The 15,549-nt window shown below is 68.8% G+C and carries 17 protein-coding genes and 1 tRNA gene; 6 read left to right on the top strand and 12 right to left on the bottom strand.

Going from position 1 to position 15,549, the window contains the following annotated elements:
- The first annotated feature begins 108 nt into the window (after positions 1-108).
- Positions 109-1,278 carry a lytic transglycosylase domain-containing protein gene (locus tag CCK91_RS07350; RefSeq protein WP_086473494.1) on the top strand — a complete coding sequence of 390 codons (1,170 nt, stop codon included), beginning with the start codon at positions 109-111 and terminating at the stop codon, positions 1,276-1,278.
- 9 nt (positions 1,279-1,287) lie between these two features.
- Here CCK91_RS07350 and CCK91_RS07355 read toward each other — a convergent pair whose 3' ends face one another.
- The gene (locus CCK91_RS07355; protein ID WP_086473495.1) at positions 1,288-2,145 is read right to left on the bottom strand and encodes a UbiA family prenyltransferase; all 858 of its coding nucleotides are present in this window, start codon (positions 2,143-2,145) and stop codon (positions 1,288-1,290) included.
- 55 nt (positions 2,146-2,200) lie between these two features.
- Here CCK91_RS07355 and CCK91_RS07360 point away from each other — a divergent pair, with 55 nt between their 5' ends.
- From CCK91_RS07360 to CCK91_RS07370, 3 genes are read left to right on the top strand one after another with little or no spacing between them, the layout of a single operon-like run.
- Positions 2,201-3,328, top strand: coding sequence for a type III polyketide synthase (locus tag CCK91_RS07360; RefSeq protein WP_086473496.1), 1,128 nt, complete (start codon positions 2,201-2,203; stop codon positions 3,326-3,328).
- A complete protein-coding gene (locus CCK91_RS07365) occupies positions 3,328-4,044 on the top strand; it encodes a class I SAM-dependent methyltransferase (RefSeq protein WP_086473497.1) in 717 nt (238 codons plus the stop codon). The genes CCK91_RS07360 and CCK91_RS07365 overlap by 1 nt, the downstream gene beginning before the upstream one ends.
- Positions 4,041-5,198, top strand: coding sequence for an FAD-dependent oxidoreductase (locus CCK91_RS07370; protein WP_086473498.1), 1,158 nt, complete (start codon positions 4,041-4,043; stop codon positions 5,196-5,198). Before CCK91_RS07365 ends, CCK91_RS07370 begins: the two co-directional genes overlap by 4 nt.
- A 21-nt stretch (positions 5,199-5,219) precedes the next feature.
- Here CCK91_RS07370 and CCK91_RS07375 read toward each other — a convergent pair whose 3' ends face one another.
- Positions 5,220-6,710, bottom strand: a complete 1,491-nt coding sequence (locus CCK91_RS07375) for a DHA2 family efflux MFS transporter permease subunit (RefSeq protein WP_086473499.1) — start codon at positions 6,708-6,710, stop codon at positions 5,220-5,222.
- A 162-nt stretch (positions 6,711-6,872) separates the two neighbouring features.
- Between CCK91_RS07375 and CCK91_RS07380 the strand changes: the two genes are divergently transcribed.
- Entirely contained in the window at positions 6,873-7,700 is an 828-nt protein-coding gene (locus CCK91_RS07380) for an aldo/keto reductase (protein ID WP_086473500.1), read from the top strand.
- An 86-nt stretch (positions 7,701-7,786) separates the two neighbouring features.
- On the opposite strand, the gene CCK91_RS07385 is transcribed toward CCK91_RS07380, so the two are convergent.
- The 10 genes from CCK91_RS07385 to rplU all read right to left on the bottom strand — a co-directional run bounded on the left by CCK91_RS07385 (position 7,787) and on the right by rplU (position 14,915).
- Positions 7,787-7,859, bottom strand: a tRNA-Ala gene (locus tag CCK91_RS07385).
- A gap of 107 nt (positions 7,860-7,966) precedes the next feature.
- Positions 7,967-8,344: a ribosome silencing factor gene (gene rsfS / locus CCK91_RS07390; RefSeq protein WP_079002329.1), complete on the bottom strand. Its 378-nt coding sequence runs from the start codon at positions 8,342-8,344 to the stop codon at positions 7,967-7,969.
- Between the two features lie 55 nt (positions 8,345-8,399).
- On the bottom strand, positions 8,400-9,692 hold the full coding sequence (locus CCK91_RS07395) for a hypothetical protein (protein WP_133059955.1): 1,293 nt from the start codon (positions 9,690-9,692) through the stop codon (positions 8,400-8,402).
- Positions 9,689-10,366 (bottom strand): nicotinate-nucleotide adenylyltransferase, encoded by a 678-nt coding sequence (gene nadD, locus CCK91_RS07400; protein WP_085510697.1) that lies wholly within the window; start codon positions 10,364-10,366, stop codon positions 9,689-9,691. The genes CCK91_RS07395 and nadD overlap by 4 nt, the downstream gene beginning before the upstream one ends.
- A complete protein-coding gene (locus CCK91_RS07405) occupies positions 10,317-10,526 on the bottom strand; it encodes a hypothetical protein (RefSeq protein ID WP_085510696.1) in 210 nt (69 codons plus the stop codon). Before CCK91_RS07405 ends, nadD begins: the two co-directional genes overlap by 50 nt.
- 49 nt (positions 10,527-10,575) lie before the next feature.
- A complete protein-coding gene (locus tag CCK91_RS07410; RefSeq protein WP_086473502.1) occupies positions 10,576-11,844 on the bottom strand; it encodes a glutamate-5-semialdehyde dehydrogenase in 1,269 nt (422 codons plus the stop codon).
- 42 nt (positions 11,845-11,886) lie between these two features.
- Complete coding sequence (gene proB, locus CCK91_RS07415) at positions 11,887-12,666, bottom strand: glutamate 5-kinase (RefSeq protein ID WP_079002325.1); 780 nt, start codon at positions 12,664-12,666, stop codon at positions 11,887-11,889.
- Positions 12,663-14,237, bottom strand: coding sequence for a GTPase ObgE (obgE, locus tag CCK91_RS07420; protein WP_086473503.1), 1,575 nt, complete (start codon positions 14,235-14,237; stop codon positions 12,663-12,665). Before obgE ends, proB begins: the two co-directional genes overlap by 4 nt.
- Before the next feature lie 91 nt (positions 14,238-14,328).
- On the bottom strand, positions 14,329-14,586 hold the full coding sequence (gene rpmA / locus CCK91_RS07425; protein ID WP_056006626.1) for a 50S ribosomal protein L27: 258 nt from the start codon (positions 14,584-14,586) through the stop codon (positions 14,329-14,331).
- Between the two features lie 20 nt (positions 14,587-14,606).
- Complete coding sequence (gene rplU, locus CCK91_RS07430) at positions 14,607-14,915, bottom strand: 50S ribosomal protein L21 (RefSeq protein WP_079002324.1); 309 nt, start codon at positions 14,913-14,915, stop codon at positions 14,607-14,609.
- A gap of 335 nt (positions 14,916-15,250) precedes the next feature.
- Between rplU and CCK91_RS07435 the strand changes: the two genes are divergently transcribed.
- On the top strand, positions 15,251-15,541 hold the full coding sequence (locus CCK91_RS07435) for a DUF4031 domain-containing protein (protein WP_064295598.1): 291 nt from the start codon (positions 15,251-15,253) through the stop codon (positions 15,539-15,541).
- The last annotated feature ends 8 nt before the right edge of the window (positions 15,542-15,549 follow it).

The raw sequence follows: 15,549 nt of genomic DNA on the forward strand, positions 1-15,549 counted from the left end.
CTCTAGGCTCGGATCTTCCACGCAGGCTGGGCGTCGCCCCGGTGTGGCAGGAGTGACGAATGTGACATCGGCGGCTACACTTGCGTGGGTGACAGCCAGGATGGACGCATGCGCAAGCCGCTGACAGCCCTCTCGCCCCGCTCGAGGGGCGTCTCGCGAGCCGCCGCCCTCGGAGCCGCGCTCGTCATCGCGGTGTCGGTCGCGAGCCCGGCGGTCGCCGTGACCCCCACCTCGTTCCGGACCGCCGACTACCCGAGCTGGGACGACGTCCAGGCTGCCAAGGCGAACGAATCGACCGCTCAGGCGGAAGCCGACCGGATCGTCTCCCTCCTCGACGGACTGCGCGACGAATCCGCCAGGCTCGGTGACGAAGCCGTCCGCCAGGGTGCGGCGGCAGGTGAGGCCAAGGCGGCGTTCGACGCGCAGGCCGCCGTCGCCGACACGATCAGTGCGCAGGCGACCGCCGCAGCGTCGGCAGCAGCGTCGAGCAAGCGTCAGGCCGGAGCGGTCATCGCGCAGATGACCCGCACCGGCGGCGTCGACCCGACGCTCTCCCTGGTCCTGTCCGGGGCGGCCGACGACGACCTCCTCTCCAAACTCAGCGCGATCAGCAAGCTGAGCGAGACCTCGGCTCAAGACCTCGCGTCCGCGACCGCCGCGAGCAACACGGCGACCGCGCTCGCCGAGCAGGCGACGGCGGCCGAGACCGAACGTCAGCGACTCTCGGAGGCGGCGGACGCCAGCTACGAGACAGCGCAGTCCGCGAGCGACGCCGCCGACGCGGCGGTCGCCGAACAGCAGGCCAACCGCGACCGGCTGTACCAGCAGCTCGCCGTCCTCAAGAACACCACCGCGGCGGTCGAACAGGCCTATGCGCAGAGCCAGGAGGCTATCGCCGCGGAGGAGCAGCGACGCAACGAGGCGACCGGTGGCGAGGGCTCCACGAGCGCTCCTCCGCCGGACCTCGCGGCCGACCCGGCCGGGGCGAAGGCGTACGCACAGTCCGCGATCGGTGCCTACGGCTGGGGCAGCGGAGAATTCCAGTGCCTGCTGCAGCTGTGGACCCGGGAGTCGAGTTGGCGCGTCAACGCCTACAACGAGTCCAGCGGCGCCTACGGCATCCCGCAGTCCCTGCCCGGGAGCAAGATGGCCAGCTCCGGCGACGACTGGCGCACCAATGCGGCGACGCAGATCAACTGGGGCCTGAACTACATCGACAGCCGATACGGCTCCCCTTGCGGCGCGTGGGCGCACTCGGAAGCGACCAACTGGTACTGACGCCCCGTCTCAACCGACCTGGGCCGCGCCGAGATTCGTCCCGGCCACCGCCAGCACCACGGTGACGAGCAGGGCGGCTCCGATGATCAGTCGGAACAGCAGACGGTCCGGCGTTCGGGTTCCGACGAGCACGAGCCCCCACACGACGAGCGCGAGGACACCGACGGCGCCCAGCACCCCGACGATCGGCGGTGCGGTCGGCTTGCCGACGAAGATCCCGCTCTGTCCGAGGACGGCGACCACACCTGAGACGCCGAGGGCGACGAAGGCCGTCCGACCGGCGGTCCGCGCGCCGAGCCGGTGCGGCAGACCGCGGATGCCGGTCCGCAGGTCGTCCTCAAGATCGGGCAGGGCGTTCGTGAAGTGGATCGCCACACCGAACAGTCCACCGACGGCGAGCGTCCACGCGGCCGGCACGACCGGAGGGACGGCAGCGAAGGTGACCACGGCGGGCAGTGCGCCGAACCCCACGATGAACGGGACGACCGACCAGGCCGTCGCCTTGAGACCCAGGTTGTAGGCCCATCCGCAGACGAGGAAGAGCAGGTGCGCGGCCGCCGACGCCCAGCCGAGGGATGCCGAGAGCGGAATGCTCGCCGCACCGGCCAGGAGTGCCGCCGCCCGGACTGCCGAGACGCTGAGGTCGCCGCGTGCGACCGGTTTGTCCTGCCGTCCCGAGCGACGATCGCGTCTGGCGTCGAGCCAGTCGTTGGACCAGCCGATGGAGAGTTGCCCGACGAACACCACCACGGCGAGCAGGGCCGTTCGGAGGGGTGGCAGCCCGACGGCCGATCCGAGCACGACGGCGAGCACGGTCACCGCGACGGTCGGCCCGGGATGCGAGGACGCGAACAGACGACGGACCATGGAGAACACCGCCTCAGCTTAGGGTGACACCCGGGCCACGGCGGTACACTGCAGCATGACCGTCTCCGTGAGGGCGATCGGCGTGGCCGTTCCTCAGACCATCCTTCATCAAGACGAGATCAGGGATGTGTTCCGCGACCAACCCGGGCGGACCCGGCTCGCCCAGCGTCTCATCGGTGCCGCCTTCGACGCGTCCGCAATCGACACCAGGCACACCGTCATCGACGCCTTCGACCACGAGGTCGAGACGACCACGGCCGCCTTCTACGACGCGGCGCAGCGGCAGGTGCTCTCCCCGCCCACCGGCGTGCGGAACGACGCCTACATCGAGCATGCTCCTCCGCTGCTCCTGGAGGCCGCACGGCGGGCATTGGACGCAGCCCCCGGTCTGACGGCGGCGGACGTCACCCACGTCGTGACCGCCTCCTGCACCGGGTTCTTCGCGCCCGGCCCGGAATACCTCCTCGTGCGCGACCTCGGGCTCGACCCGGGCACGGAGCGCTACCACCTGGGCTTCCAGGGGTGTTTCGCCGCGTTCCCCGCCCTTCGCGCCGCAGAGGCGTTCTGCACAGCCGACCCCGACGCCGTCGTCCTCGTGGTCTGCATCGAGCTCTGCTCCATCCATCTCCGTTCCTCCGACGACCCCGATGTGATCCTCGGTTCATCCGTGTTCGCCGACGGTGCCGCGGCTGCCGTCGTGACCGGTCGGGACACCGGTTCCTCCGCGCCCGTGCTCGAGTTCGACGGCTGGTCCACCGCGCTCGTGCCGGACGGCGAGACGGAGATGGCCTGGACGATCGGCGATCACGGGTTCGAGATGGTGCTGAGCGGCGCGGTGCCCAAGCTGATCGGCGAGCACCTCGAGATCGCCCTCCGCCCACTCCTCGCCGCAGCCGACGACGCCCCGGTCTCATCGATCGACCGCTGGGCGATCCATCCCGGTGGCCGGAGCATCCTCGACCGGGTCCAGCGCGGATTCGGACTCGACGACGAACTGCTGGCTCCGTCACGGACGGTGCTGCGCGAGTACGGCAACATGTCGAGCGCGACCGTGCTCTTCATCCTGCAGCGCCTCCTCGACGATGCGTCGGCCGACGCCGAGGAACGGGTGTGCGCCCTCGCCTTCGGTCCGGGACTGACGATCGAGAGCGCGCTGCTCCGGCTCCGGGCCGGCCGACCCTGATGCTGCCCGACCTCGGCCGCCGTGCGACGGATCTCCTCGAACTGATGGACGATCCCGACTGCGATCCCGCGCTGCTGGACGCGACCTACGCCAGGTTCGCGACGGTGAACCGGCTCGTCTCGGGCTGGCGTGGCCTGTACCGGTCGCGCATCCGTCCACTCCTCGACCCCTCCCGGACCACGACGATCCTCGACATCGGCTTCGGTGGTGGCGATGTCGCCGTGGCCATCGCTGATTGGGCGCAGGCCGACCATCTCCCCGTGCAGGTGGTGGGGATCGATCCCGACGAGCGGTCCGTGGCCTTCGCCCGTCGCCGATACCCCGATGGCCCCGTCGCCTTCCGCCCGGCGCACAGCAGCGACCTCGTCGCCGCAGGCGAGGCGGCCGACATCGTCCTGTCCAACCACGTGCTCCACCACCTCGATCCCGCGGGACTGTCGGGCTTGCTCACCGACAGTTCGCGGATCGCCCGACGACTCGTCCTGCACAGCGACCTCGAGCGCAACCGGCTCGCGTACGCGGTCTACGGTCTCGCCACCCGTGCAGGGCGACGGCGCTCCTTCCTCCACGTCGACGGCCTCCGTTCGATCCGTCGCAGCTATCGCCAGGAGGAGCTGCAGCGCGTCGTGCCGAACGACTGGATCGTCGAGCGCCGGTTCCCCATGCGACTCCTGCTGTCACAGGGCGTCCCGTCGGCAGCGGAGGGCCCCCGATGACCGAGGTGCTCGTCATCGGGGGCGGACCGGTCGGTCTCGTGACGGCGATCCTCCTCGCTCAGGCCGGCGTCGACGTGACCGTCTGGGAGCGACGGTCGGACTCCCCCTCCGGCACCCGGGCGATCGGGATCCACCCGCCGTCGCTCGACCTGTTCGAGGAGCTCGGCGTCCTCGACGAGATCCGCCGCGACGCGGTCCGGATCGACCAGGGCGAAGCCTGGAACGCGGGACGACGCCTCGGGTCGGTCGTGTTCAGCGATCGGCCCGTCCCACACCCGTATGTCGCCGCGCTCGAGCAATGGCGGACCGAACGGATCCTCCGTGCTCGACTCGAAGCCGTCGCGCCGGGATCGCTCCGGACGGGGACGAGCTGTACGCGGTTGACCCCGGCAGAGGACGGGGTCCTCGTGTCCGGCGGTGACGCCGATGGAACGGTGAGTACCCGCGCAGCCGTCGTGGTCGTCGCAGCAGGAGGACGCGCCACCGTCGCCGGGATGCAGGCTCCGGGGCCCGTGCACCGATATCGGGACCGGTACCTCATGGGCGACGTCGCGGATCGGAGTGGGGCCGGTTCCATCGCCAGGGTGCACCTGCACCACCGAGGCGTGGTCGAGTCCTTCCCGCTCCCCCACGGCATGCGACGGTACGTCGTTCACACCGGGTATTCAAACGATCAGGACGCGGCCCGCCCGGACCCCACCGCGTCCGACCTCGCGTCCCTCGTCGCCGCCCGCACCGGCGACGACGTGGATCCGGCGACGAACACCATGCTCAGCGCGTTCGGCGTGCTTCGTCGACGACGGAGGCGCGTGGTCGACGGTCGGGTCGTCTATCTGGGCGACGCCGCCCACGAGATCAGCCCGATCGGCGGCCAGGGCATGAACCTGGGCTGGTCCGATGCACGGGTCTTCGCGCCACTGATCGTCGGCATGACCAGCGGGCACCGCTCGACACGGCGGGACGTGGCCGCGGCCGTCTCCCGTCAACAGCGCGCGATCCGTCGGGCCTCATGGCAGGCGGAGCTCAACATGCGCCTGGGGCGTCCGTTGCCGGGCCCGCTCGTCGGGGTGCGGGACCTCGCGCTGCGGACTGCACTCAACGGCCCCGCGATGCCGATCCTCGCCGACGCCTACACGATGCGCTGGCTGCGCTGACGCCGTCGGAGGTCGTGCGTCTCAGTGGCCGACGTGCACGCCTGCCGAAGCCTGGTCCGTTCGCCGGATGAGGAACGACGCACCGATCGCGAGCAGCGAGAGCACGGCGCCGCACATGAAGGCCGCCTGCACGCCGGCTGCCGTCGCGTCGACCGCGGAGCTACCGACCACCGCACGAGCCGCCGCCGTGGTCGACATCATGGTGATGAACAACGCCGTCCCAGCTGCTCCGGCCAGTTGCTGGACCGTGCCGACGATGGCGCTGCCGTGCGGGTAGAGCTCGGGCCGCAGCGAACCGAGCGCTGAGGTCAGCAGCGGCGTGAACATGAACGCGAGACCGGCGCTCAGCAGCACGTGCACGGCGATGATCATCACGATGGCGCTGTCGACGCCCAGCATCGTCAGCAGCCAGAGCGCGGCGCTCACCGCGAACGCACCGGGGATCACGAGTGGACGCGGACCGAACCGGTCGAACAGCGACCCGACCAGCGGCGCGAGGGCAGCCATCGTCAAGCCGCCGGGCAGCAGCATGAGGCCGGTGGTCAGCGTGTCGACCTGGAGGACGTTCTGCAGGTAGATGGGCAGGATGATCAGCGAGCCGAACAGCGCCATCATGACGATCGCGACGAGGATGATCGAAACGGTGAACGAGCGGTTCGCGAAGGTGCGCAGGTCCATGAACGCCCGGTCGTCGCGCGCGAGGGCGCGCTGCCGGAGGACGAACCCCAGCAAGGCGAGGACACCGACCGTGAGTGGGATCCAGACGGGCATGAGCGCGTGTCCCTCGGCGGACTCGCCGATGCTGCTCAGACCGAAGATGAGTCCACCGAACGCGAATGCGGAGAGGACGAGCGACAGCACGTCGAAGCGGACCCGACGTGGCTCCGTCACGTTCCGCACGAGGACGGCGCCGAGGACCAGCGAGGCGACGGCGATGGGGAGGACGATCCAGAACATCCAGCGCCAGTCGAGCACGCTGAGGATGAGCCCGGAGACGGTCGGCCCGACGGCCGGGGCGACCGAGATGACGATCGAGATCGCACCCATCGTCCGGCCGCGCGCCGAGACCGGCACGACGTTGAGCACGGTCGTCATGAGCAGCGGCATCATGATGGCGGTACCGCTGGCCTGGACGACACGACCGAGCAGGAGGGTGCCGAACCCCGGGGACAGCGCGGCGATGAGCGTACCGAGGCTGAACAGCACCATCGCGGTGATGAACATCGTCCGGAGGGAGAACCGCTCCAGGAGGAACCCGGTCGCGGGGATCACGACGGCCATGGTGAGCATGAAGCCGGTGGTCAGCCACTGCGCGGAACTCGCCGTGATGTCGAGGTCCTCCATGAGCCGCGGCAGGGCGACACTCATGATCGTCTCGTTGAGGATGACGACGAACGCCGACACGAGGAGTAGCCCGATCAGGAGCTTGGACCCGGGTGGAAGGCGGTCGTCCGAGGGCTTCCCGGTCGTCGGGACGGAACCGGTCGGATTCGGCACGGTTTCAGTCGTCATAGCGGTGTCATCCTTCTCAGGCCTCGGCCGTCGTGCGGGCAGACGCCTGCCCTCTCGAAACACAAGCGTCATGTCGCCGCTGGTATTCCCATGCGTGTCGACCGGTTACGCGCAGGGCGAAGACCCGTTCCGGACGGACGGTTCCGGTGCCAGCATGAGGACATGACAGTTCCCACCATCACCCTGAACGACGGCCACACCATCCCTCAGCTCGGCTTCGGCGTCTTCCTCGTCGACCCGCAGGAGGCCGAGCGCATCGTCTCGGACGCGCTCGAGGTCGGCTACCGCCACATCGACACCGCGGCCATCTACAAGAACGAGGAGGGCGTCGGCGCCGCCATCGCGAAGTCGGGCATCCCCCGCGACGAACTCTTCATCACCACGAAGCTCTGGAACGATCGCCACCAGAAGGCGTCCGCGCACAGCGCCATCGACGAGAGCCTCGACAAGCTCGGGCTCGACCACGTCGACCTGTACCTGACCCACTGGCCGACCCCGGCCAAGGACGACTACCTCGAAGCGTGGCTCGCCCTCGAGGAGATCAAGGCGGCCGGCAAGGCGCGTTCGATCGGCGTGTCGAACCACCAGGTCGAGCACCTGGAGAAGCTGATCGCCGGTTCCGAGACGGTCCCTGCGGTCAACCAGATCGAACTCCACCCGGCGTTCGCCCAGCGTGAGCTGCGCGCCTTCGGTGCGGAGCACGGCATCCACATCGAGTCCTGGGGCCCGCTCGGTCAGGGCAAGTACGACCTCTTCGGCGAGCAGGCCGTCTCCGCTGCAGCCGAGGCGCACGGCGTCACGCCGGCGCAGGTCGTCATCCGGTGGCACCTGCAGAACGGGCTCATCGTCTTCCCGAAGTCGAACTCGCGCGAGCGCATCGCGCAGAACTTCGACGTCTTCGGCTTCGAGCTGACCGCCGACGAGATCGCGTCCATGGACGCCCTCGACTCGGGCAAGCGCGTCGGCAGCCACCCCAACGAGGTGAACTGACCTCAGGGTCTCGCCCAACACAGAGTCGTAACAACGCAGAAGTCCCCGTCAGCTGTTCGGCTGACGGGGACTTCTCGATGTTCGGGTGGATCTGAGGGGACTCGAACCCCTGACCCCCTGCATGCCATGCAGGTGCGCTACCAGCTGCGCCACAGACCCGTATTCAACTTGCTTGCCCCTGCTGTTTCAGCGGAAGCAACTTGAATAGGTTACTACATCTTGAGAGCAGTTGTGACCACTTTCGGTGCTCGGCACCGACGGGATGGTCAGTTCGCGGGCTGCGGTGCGGACGAGACCAGCGGAATCACCGGGCAGTCCTTCCACAGACGCTCCAGCGAATAGTACATCCGCTCCTCCTCGTGGAAGACGTGGACGACGACCTCGCCGAAGTCGAGCAGGATCCACCGCCCCTCGGACTTGCCTTCGCGTCGCAGCGTCTTCACGCCGCTCGCGTTCAGGCGGTCCTCGACCTCGCCGGCGATGGCGACGACGTTGCGCTCACTCCGACCGGTGACGAGGAGGAAGGCGTCGACGAACGGCAACGGACCGGAGACGTCGAGTGCGACGAGATCCTCGCCGCCCTTGGACTCGGCTGCGGTCGCTGCGAGCTGGACGGCGTCCAGTGTGGTGTCGGACAGGGTCATGTGGTGTACTCCTCTGGCGATCGCATGGTGCGCGATCGGATGAATGCCGGCAGGGCTAGAACGCTCCGCCGAAGAAACCGATGATGAGCACCGCGATCACGCCGGCGGCGAGCACCGCGGCGGCGATCGCGAGCGTCATCAGCAGCTTGTTGCTCTGATTGGTGGTGGCCGGGACGACGTCGCGGGTGGAACCGTGGCTACTGACCGCGCGGCTGGCAGCGACCGGGGACGCTGCAGTGACCGAGGCCGGCAGCTCGTCGCCCTCGATGAGTCGGTCGATCCCTGCACCGTCGAAGTGGTTCGGGTCTTGACCGGCAGAACCCAGTCCGCGGGGCAGATCGATGGTTCCGGTGATGAGGATCTCGCCCGTGGAGTTGGACGTGGCGCCCGCCTCAGCCTGCGCCGGAGCGACGGGGATGATGAGCGAGCTCGTGGTGATCTGCCCCGTGCTCGTCATGCCGCTTCCGAGGAGGTCCTCGAACGCGACCTCCTTGTCGGCCTGCGAAGCCTTCTCGGCTTCGAGTGCCGCCACGAGCATGGAGTCGCGCCCGAACCCCTTCGACAGGGTCGATGCAGGGTCCTCGGAGATGTCGTCGCGGTCCGAGACGTCGAAAAGCGAACCGGTGGCCACCGGCGCCGCAGCGGCGGGAGTCACGGGAGGCGTCGGCGCCTCGGCGGACCGGGCCTTGGCTGCGCGCTCGTCGGCGGCGGCCCGCTCAGCGGCCTTGCGTTCAGCCGCCTTGCGTTCGGCGGCCTGGCGTTCTGCGGCCTGCTGTTCTTCCGCCTTGCGCTCGGCGGCCTGGCGCTGCTCGGCCTGCTTGCTGGCCTCGGCTTCGCGGCGCTCCTGCTCAGCTGCAGCGGCAGCCTTGGCGTCCGCTTCCTGCTGCGCGAGCTTTGCGGCCTGCTGACGGGCCGCCTTGTTCTGCTTCTGAGGCGGAGCGACCACCTGATCGGGCGTCCGCGGCGGCAGGGCTACCGAGGGGACCGGCTGCTCGACCGGAGGAGCGACCGGCGCTGCCGGGGAGCCCACCTGCTCGATCGAGCCGGTGCGCTCGAGTTCTCGCAACTGACGGCGCGTGAGTCCACCGGTCGGTGCCGGAGCAGGTGCCCCGGATGCCGGAGCGCTCGACGACGGCGCGGGTGACGTGGACGCAGGTGTCGGAGCGCTCTCATCGCGCGACGTGGTCTGCTCGGGGATCGCTCCCCCGGCGACGGGATCGGATGTCGAGGCGCGTCGTTTCCGTGGCGCAGCAGCGTCCGTCGTCGCTTCGTCAGCGGACGTCGACGGCTGCTGGCTCGCTCGAGCCTGTCGCCTGGTCAGGGGCGCATCCTCTGGCAACGCGGTCATGTGGCTTCACTCCGATACAGGTGGTGCTTGGTGATGTACTGCACGACACCGTCGGGAACCAGATACCAGACCGGAAAGCCTTTGCTCACCCGGCTCCGGCAATCCGTCGACGATATCGCTAGGGCCGGAACTTCCAACAAGCTTACGTCGTGCTGTGGTAATCCGGAAACGTTCAAATCGTGTCCCGGTCTACTCACAGCGACGAAGTGGGCGAGGTCCCAGACCTCTCTGACGTCTTTCCAACTGAGGATCTGGGCGATCGCATCGGCACCCGTGATGAAGAACAGCTCGGCATCGGGACGCTTGCGGCGCAGATCGCGCAGCGTGTCGATCGTGTACGTCGGTCCGGCTCGGTCGATGTCGACCCGGCTGACGGTGAAGCGGGGGTTCGCTGCAGTGGCGATCACGGTCATGAGGTACCGGTGCTCGCTGTCGCTCACGCCCGACTTCCGGTACGGCATGCCGGTCGGGACGAAGACGACCTCATCGAGATCGAAGTGCTGCGCGACCTCCGAGGCGGCGACGAGGTGCCCGTGGTGGATAGGGTCGAACGTCCCGCCCATGACCCCGATCCGAGGACGACGGGTCGTCGTCTCGGTGACGGGCGCGCTCACGCCGGACAGCCTAGTGGCCGTGCTCGCCGTGAGCGGAGGCCGACTCGCCCTTGTCGGCATGGCGGTTGGCGACGTCGCGGTAGCTGAAGGTCACGGCGCCGAGGATGGCGAACAGCACGAGGGCGACCGCGCCGAACACCCAGGTCGGTGCGGCGAGTTCGACGGCGTGCTCCGACTCGGCCAGGACGGTGGCAGCCAATACGGACGCGGCAATCGACATGATCTCTCCTTCTGTGCGACGCCTCGTGACGCCCGTACCAGTCTAGCGACTACCGACGGGTGTGGCCCGAACCACGCACGAGCCACTTCGTACTCGTGAGTTCCGGCAGTCCCATCGGTCCGCGGGCGTGGAGCTTCTGCGTCGAGATGCCGACCTCGGCGCCGAATCCGAACTCGGCGCCGTCGGTGAAGCGGGTCGAGGCGTTGACCATGACGACGGCCGAATCGACCTCGGCGAGGAACCGGTCGGCGTTCACCACGTCGTTCGTGATGATCGCGTCCGTGTGTCCGGTGGAGTATCGGTCGATGTGCTCGAGCGCGGCGTCGAGGTCATCGACCACGCGCACCGAGAGCTCGAGCGACATGTGCTCGGTGGACCAGTCCTCCTCCACGGCTGGCACGACGTCGGCGAAGACCTCGCTGGCGCGTTCGTCCGCGTGGATGAGCACCCCGTGCTCGCGCAGGTCGCCGAGCACGGCGGGCAGCACGCGCGCGGCCGCCGCGCGGTGGACGAGGATCGTCTCCAGCGCATTGCAGACCGACGGGCGCTGCACCTTGGCGTTGCGGACGATGTCCACGGCCCAGTCGAGTTCGGCACTCTCGTCGAGGAACACGTGGACGACGCCGGCGCCGGTCTCGATCACCGGGACCGTCGATTCCCGGACGACCGTCTCGATGAGTGACGCGCTTCCCCGCGGGATGAGGACGTCGATCAGGCCTCTGGCGTTCATGAGCTGCTTCGCACCGTCGCGACCGAACTCGTCGACGGTCTGCACCGCATCCCCGGGAAGGCCGACGGATTCCAGTGCCGATCGCAGCAACCCCACGAGGACCGCGTTCGAGTGTGCCGCCGCCGACCCGCCGCGGAGCACCACGGCGTTGCCGCTCTTGATCGCGAGGGCGGCGATGTCGACCGTGACGTTCGGGCGCGCCTCGTAGATCGCACCGACCACACCGAACGGGACGCGTACCTGCTCGAGCTTCACCCCGTCCGGAGTGTTGCTTCCGCGGACCACCTGTCCGACCGGGTCGACGATCGCGATGACGTCGCGGACCGCCACCGCGAGCCCGTCGATGCGGCCCCGATCGAGGCGGAGACGGTCTTGCAGGCCGACACTGATGCCCTGCTCGCGTCCCGCGACGAGGTCGCGCTCGTTGGCCGCGATGACCGCATCCGCGCCCTCGACGATCGCGACGGCGATGGCCTCGAGGGCGCGGTTCTTCTGCGCGGTCGTCGCCTGGGCGAGGACCCGGGAGGCACGCTTCGCAGCAGTGAGACGATCCGCGAGTGGCAGCACGGTGGTGGTTGGCGACGACATGCGTCGATTCTACTCAGCGGCGTCTGGTGGACGCTCGCCGCGTCACGCCGGTTGGAACCAGGTGCCGAGGTGCTCACCGCGGAGGGCGGACGCGACGTTCGTCGTCGACGTCACGAGCACGGAGGTCCCCGCCTCGGCGGCCAACCGGGCTGCCGACACCTTCGTGCCCGCTCCCCCGGTGCCGACGCCAGCGGAGCCGATGTCGCCGAAGGTGACGCCCGAGAGGGTGTCTCCGAACGGGACCTCCTCGATGCGCTCGGCACCCGCTTCGTGCGGAGGGCGGGTGTACAGCGCGTCGACGTCGCTCAGGAGGACGAGGACGTCGGCCGCGACGAGGACCGACACGAGGGCCGCAAGGCGGTCGTTGTCGCCGAAGCGGATCTCGTGCGTCGCGACGGTGTCGTTCTCGTTCACGATCGGCAGGATGCGCAACCCGAGGAGGCGTTCCATCGCCCGCTGGGCGTTGCTCCGGTGGCTGGGGTTCTCGAGGTCGCCGGCGGTGAGCAGCACCTGGCCCGCGACGATGCCGAACCGGTCGAGGCTGTCCTGGTACCGGTAGATCAGCACGTTCTGCCCGACGGCGGCGGCCGCCTGCTGCGTCGCCAGGTCGCTCGGACGCGCGTCGAGCCGGAGGTAGGGCATGCCGGTCGCGATGGCGCCCGAGGACACGAGGATGACCTCGGTGCCTCGGGCGTGAGCCTCGGCCAGAGCCTCGACCAGCGCAGTGATCTGCCCGGCGTTGTCGCCACTGATCGAGGAGGACCCGACCTTCACGACGATGCGTCGCGCCGAGGGGATGCCACTGCGCTGGTGGATGGTCACCGGTCGTCGTCCTCCGTCGTGACACGCTCGTCCTGCTGTGCGTCGGCCGGCACGGAGCCGACCTCGAAGCCCTCGTCGTCGTTCCAGAGACCGGCCGCACGTTCGCGGAGCAGCTCGGCACGGGCCTCGGCCTTGGCGTCCATGCGCTCGAAGTACTCGTCGCGACGCTGGTTGCGCGTCGGGCGGTGGCTCGCGTCGAGGCGCGGGTCCGTTCCACGCGGCTGCGTCAGCAGTTCTGCGGTGCTCGTGAGTGTGGGCTCCCAGTCGAAGACCACACCGCCACCCGCACCGATCATCACGGTCGCGCCGGCGACGGCACCGGCCTTGAAGAGCGCCTCTTCGACGCCGAGCTTCGCCAGGCGGTCCGCGAGGAACCCGACGGCCTCCTCGTTGTTGAAGTCCGTCTGCTGCACCCAGCGTTCCGGCTTCGCGCCGAGGATCCGGTAGAGGTTGCCGTAGGTGCCACCCTCGACCGTGACGGTGAACTTGGAGTCGTCGACCGGCTTCGGACGCAGCACGATCCGGGGCTTGGCGGCCTCAAGGGCTGCGCGGGCGCGGCTCTCCTCGACGAGCTCGCTCAACGCGAACGAGAGCTGTCGGAGGCCTTCGCGTGAGACCGTCGAGATCTCGAAGACCTTGTAGCCGCGCGCCTCGAGGTCGGGACGCAGGAACTCGGCGAGCTCCCTCGCCTCCGGGACGTCGATCTTGTTGAGGGCGATGAGCTGCGGGCGCTCGACCAGCGGCGTCTGCCCCTCCGGCACCGGGTAGGCGGCGAGCTCGGCCAGGATGATGTCGAGGTCGCTGATCGGGTCGCGTCCCGGTTCGAGCGTCGCGCAGTCCAGCACGTGCAGGAGCGCGGAGCAGCGCTCGACGTGACGCAGGAACTCGAGACCGAGGCCCTTGCCCTCACTGGCGCCCTCGATGAGCCCGGGGACGTCCGCCATGGTGTAGCGGACCTCGCCGGCCTCGACGACGCCGAGGTTCGGGTGCAGGGTGGTGAACGGGTAGTCCGCGATCTTGGGCTTCGCCGCGGACATCGCCGCGATGAGGCTGGACTTGCCGGCGGAGGGGTACCCGACGAGCGCGACGTCGGCGACGGTCTTCAGCTCGAGGAGGACGTCGCCTTCCCAGCCGGGCGTGCCGAGCAGCGCGAACCCGGGGGCCTTGCGCTTCGTCGAGGAGAGTGCCGCGTTCCCGAGGCCACCCTGGCCGCCGGGAGCGACGACGAACTCCATGCCGGGCTCGACGAAGTCGACGAGTTCGACGCCGTCGACGTCCTTGACGACCGTCCCGACGGGGACCGGCAGGATGAGCGTCTCGCCCTGGAACCCGTTGCGGTGGTCGCCCATGCCGAAGCCGCCGGTGTCGGAGCTCCGGTGCGGTGACCGGTGGTACCCGAGCAGCGTCGTGATCTGAGGATCGGACACGAGCACGATGTCACCACCGTGTCCGCCGTTGCCGCCATCGGGGCCGGCCAGCGGCTTGAACTTCTCGCGCTTCACGGAGACGCAGCCGTTGCCGCCGCCGCCCGCTCGCAGGTGCAGTGTGACCCGGTCGACGAATGTGACCATGGACGCTCAGCCCCTCTCTGGATCATGGAACTCGGTTGTACGACAGCAGGGGGCGGGCCGAAGCCCGCCCCCTGCTGGAAAGACGTTGTTGCTACTCTGCAGCAGCGACGATGTTGACGACCTTGCGGCCGCCCTTGTTGCCGAACTGCACGGAGCCAGCCTCGAGGGCGAACAGCGTGTCGTCGCCGCCACGACCGACGTTGGCGCCGGGGTGGAAGTGCGTGCCGCGCTGGCGGACGAGGATCTCGCCCGCGAGGACGACCTGGCCGCCGAAGCGCTTCACACCGAGACGCTGTGCGTTGGAGTCACGACCGTTGCGAGTGGAACTCGCACCCTTCTTGTGTGCCATCTCTTCTTCTCCTCGATGCCTTACTTGATGCCGGTGATCTTGACGCGCGTGAGCTCCTGACGGTGCCCCTGACGCTTCTTGTAACCGGTCTTGTTCTTGAACTTCTGGATGATGATCTTCGGACCGCGGAGGTTCTCGAGCACCTCGGCCGTCACCGTGATCTTCGCGAGCGACTTCGCGTCGGAGATGATCTTCTCACCGTCGACGTGGAGCACCGCGGGAAGCTCGATGTTGCCATCCTTGTCGGCCTTGACCCGGTCCATCGTGACGATGGTTCCGATCTCGACCTTCTCCTGCCGTCCTCCGGCGCGCACAACTGCGTAAACCACTACGTACCCGTTCTTTGGGGAGCGAAACGCTCCGACTGACTGTTGCTGGAAGTTACTGCTCGGAAAGGCTCGAACACGTGGGACACCTTGATGGCAGAAAACCGTTGGGCGTGGCATTGAAAACTCAATGCACACCAACGGTCGAGTTTACTTCATCGTGCAGTCCAGGTCAAACCAGTGGGCACAGAACCTCGTGACCGAGGCTGTTCCTCACGGCTCCCACACCGGACGCACTCGACCAGTGTACCCCGGGGGCCCCTGAACGCCGGCCGGGTGCCCGGCGCGTCCGACCACGGACGGGAATCGCGATGGAGGCTCGATGGTTGGATGGAGGCATGACGGTGCTCATCGATCCCCCGCTGTGGCCGGCGCACGGCACGCTCTGGTCCCACGTGGTGAGCGACAGCTCCCTGGAGGAGTTGCACGCCTTCGCCGGACGCACCGGGCTCCCGCCGCGATCGTTCGACCTCGACCACTATGACGTCCCCGCCGAGCGCCATGCGTCGCTCGTGGCGGCCGGCGCCGTCGCGGTGACCGGCGGCGAACTCGTCCGTCGACTCATCGCCAGCGGCTTGCGCATCACCGCACGCGAACGGCGCGCCTCCCGAGGAGACGCGCCGTCCTGATGCGACCG

Origin of the sequence: Plantibacter elymi (nom. nud.), from assembly GCF_900177795.1 — a bacterium.
Lineage (GTDB): Bacteria > Actinomycetota > Actinomycetes > Actinomycetales > Microbacteriaceae > Plantibacter > Plantibacter elymi.

Coding starts and splice junctions, on each gene's coding strand:
- CCK91_RS07350 (WP_086473494.1), top strand. CDS start 109: ATGCGCAAGCCGCTGACAGCCCTCTCGCCCCGCTCGAGGGGCGTCTCG.
- CCK91_RS07355 (WP_086473495.1), bottom strand. CDS start 2,145: ATGGTCCGTCGTCTGTTCGCGTCCTCGCATCCCGGGCCGACCGTCGCG.
- CCK91_RS07360 (WP_086473496.1), top strand. CDS start 2,201: ATGACCGTCTCCGTGAGGGCGATCGGCGTGGCCGTTCCTCAGACCATC.
- CCK91_RS07365 (WP_086473497.1), top strand. CDS start 3,328: ATGCTGCCCGACCTCGGCCGCCGTGCGACGGATCTCCTCGAACTGATG.
- CCK91_RS07370 (WP_086473498.1), top strand. CDS start 4,041: ATGACCGAGGTGCTCGTCATCGGGGGCGGACCGGTCGGTCTCGTGACG.
- CCK91_RS07375 (WP_086473499.1), bottom strand. CDS start 6,710: ATGACGACTGAAACCGTGCCGAATCCGACCGGTTCCGTCCCGACGACC.
- CCK91_RS07380 (WP_086473500.1), top strand. CDS start 6,873: ATGACAGTTCCCACCATCACCCTGAACGACGGCCACACCATCCCTCAG.
- rsfS (WP_079002329.1), bottom strand. CDS start 8,344: ATGACCCTGTCCGACACCACACTGGACGCCGTCCAGCTCGCAGCGACC.
- CCK91_RS07395 (WP_133059955.1), bottom strand. CDS start 9,692: ATGACCGCGTTGCCAGAGGATGCGCCCCTGACCAGGCGACAGGCTCGA.
- nadD (WP_085510697.1), bottom strand. CDS start 10,366: ATGCCGACAAGGGCGAGTCGGCCTCCGCTCACGGCGAGCACGGCCACT.
- CCK91_RS07405 (WP_085510696.1), bottom strand. CDS start 10,526: ATGTCGATTGCCGCGTCCGTATTGGCTGCCACCGTCCTGGCCGAGTCG.
- CCK91_RS07410 (WP_086473502.1), bottom strand. CDS start 11,844: ATGTCGTCGCCAACCACCACCGTGCTGCCACTCGCGGATCGTCTCACT.
- obgE (WP_086473503.1), bottom strand. CDS start 14,237: ATGGTCACATTCGTCGACCGGGTCACACTGCACCTGCGAGCGGGCGGC.
- rpmA (WP_056006626.1), bottom strand. CDS start 14,586: ATGGCACACAAGAAGGGTGCGAGTTCCACTCGCAACGGTCGTGACTCC.
- CCK91_RS07435 (WP_064295598.1), top strand. CDS start 15,251: ATGACGGTGCTCATCGATCCCCCGCTGTGGCCGGCGCACGGCACGCTC.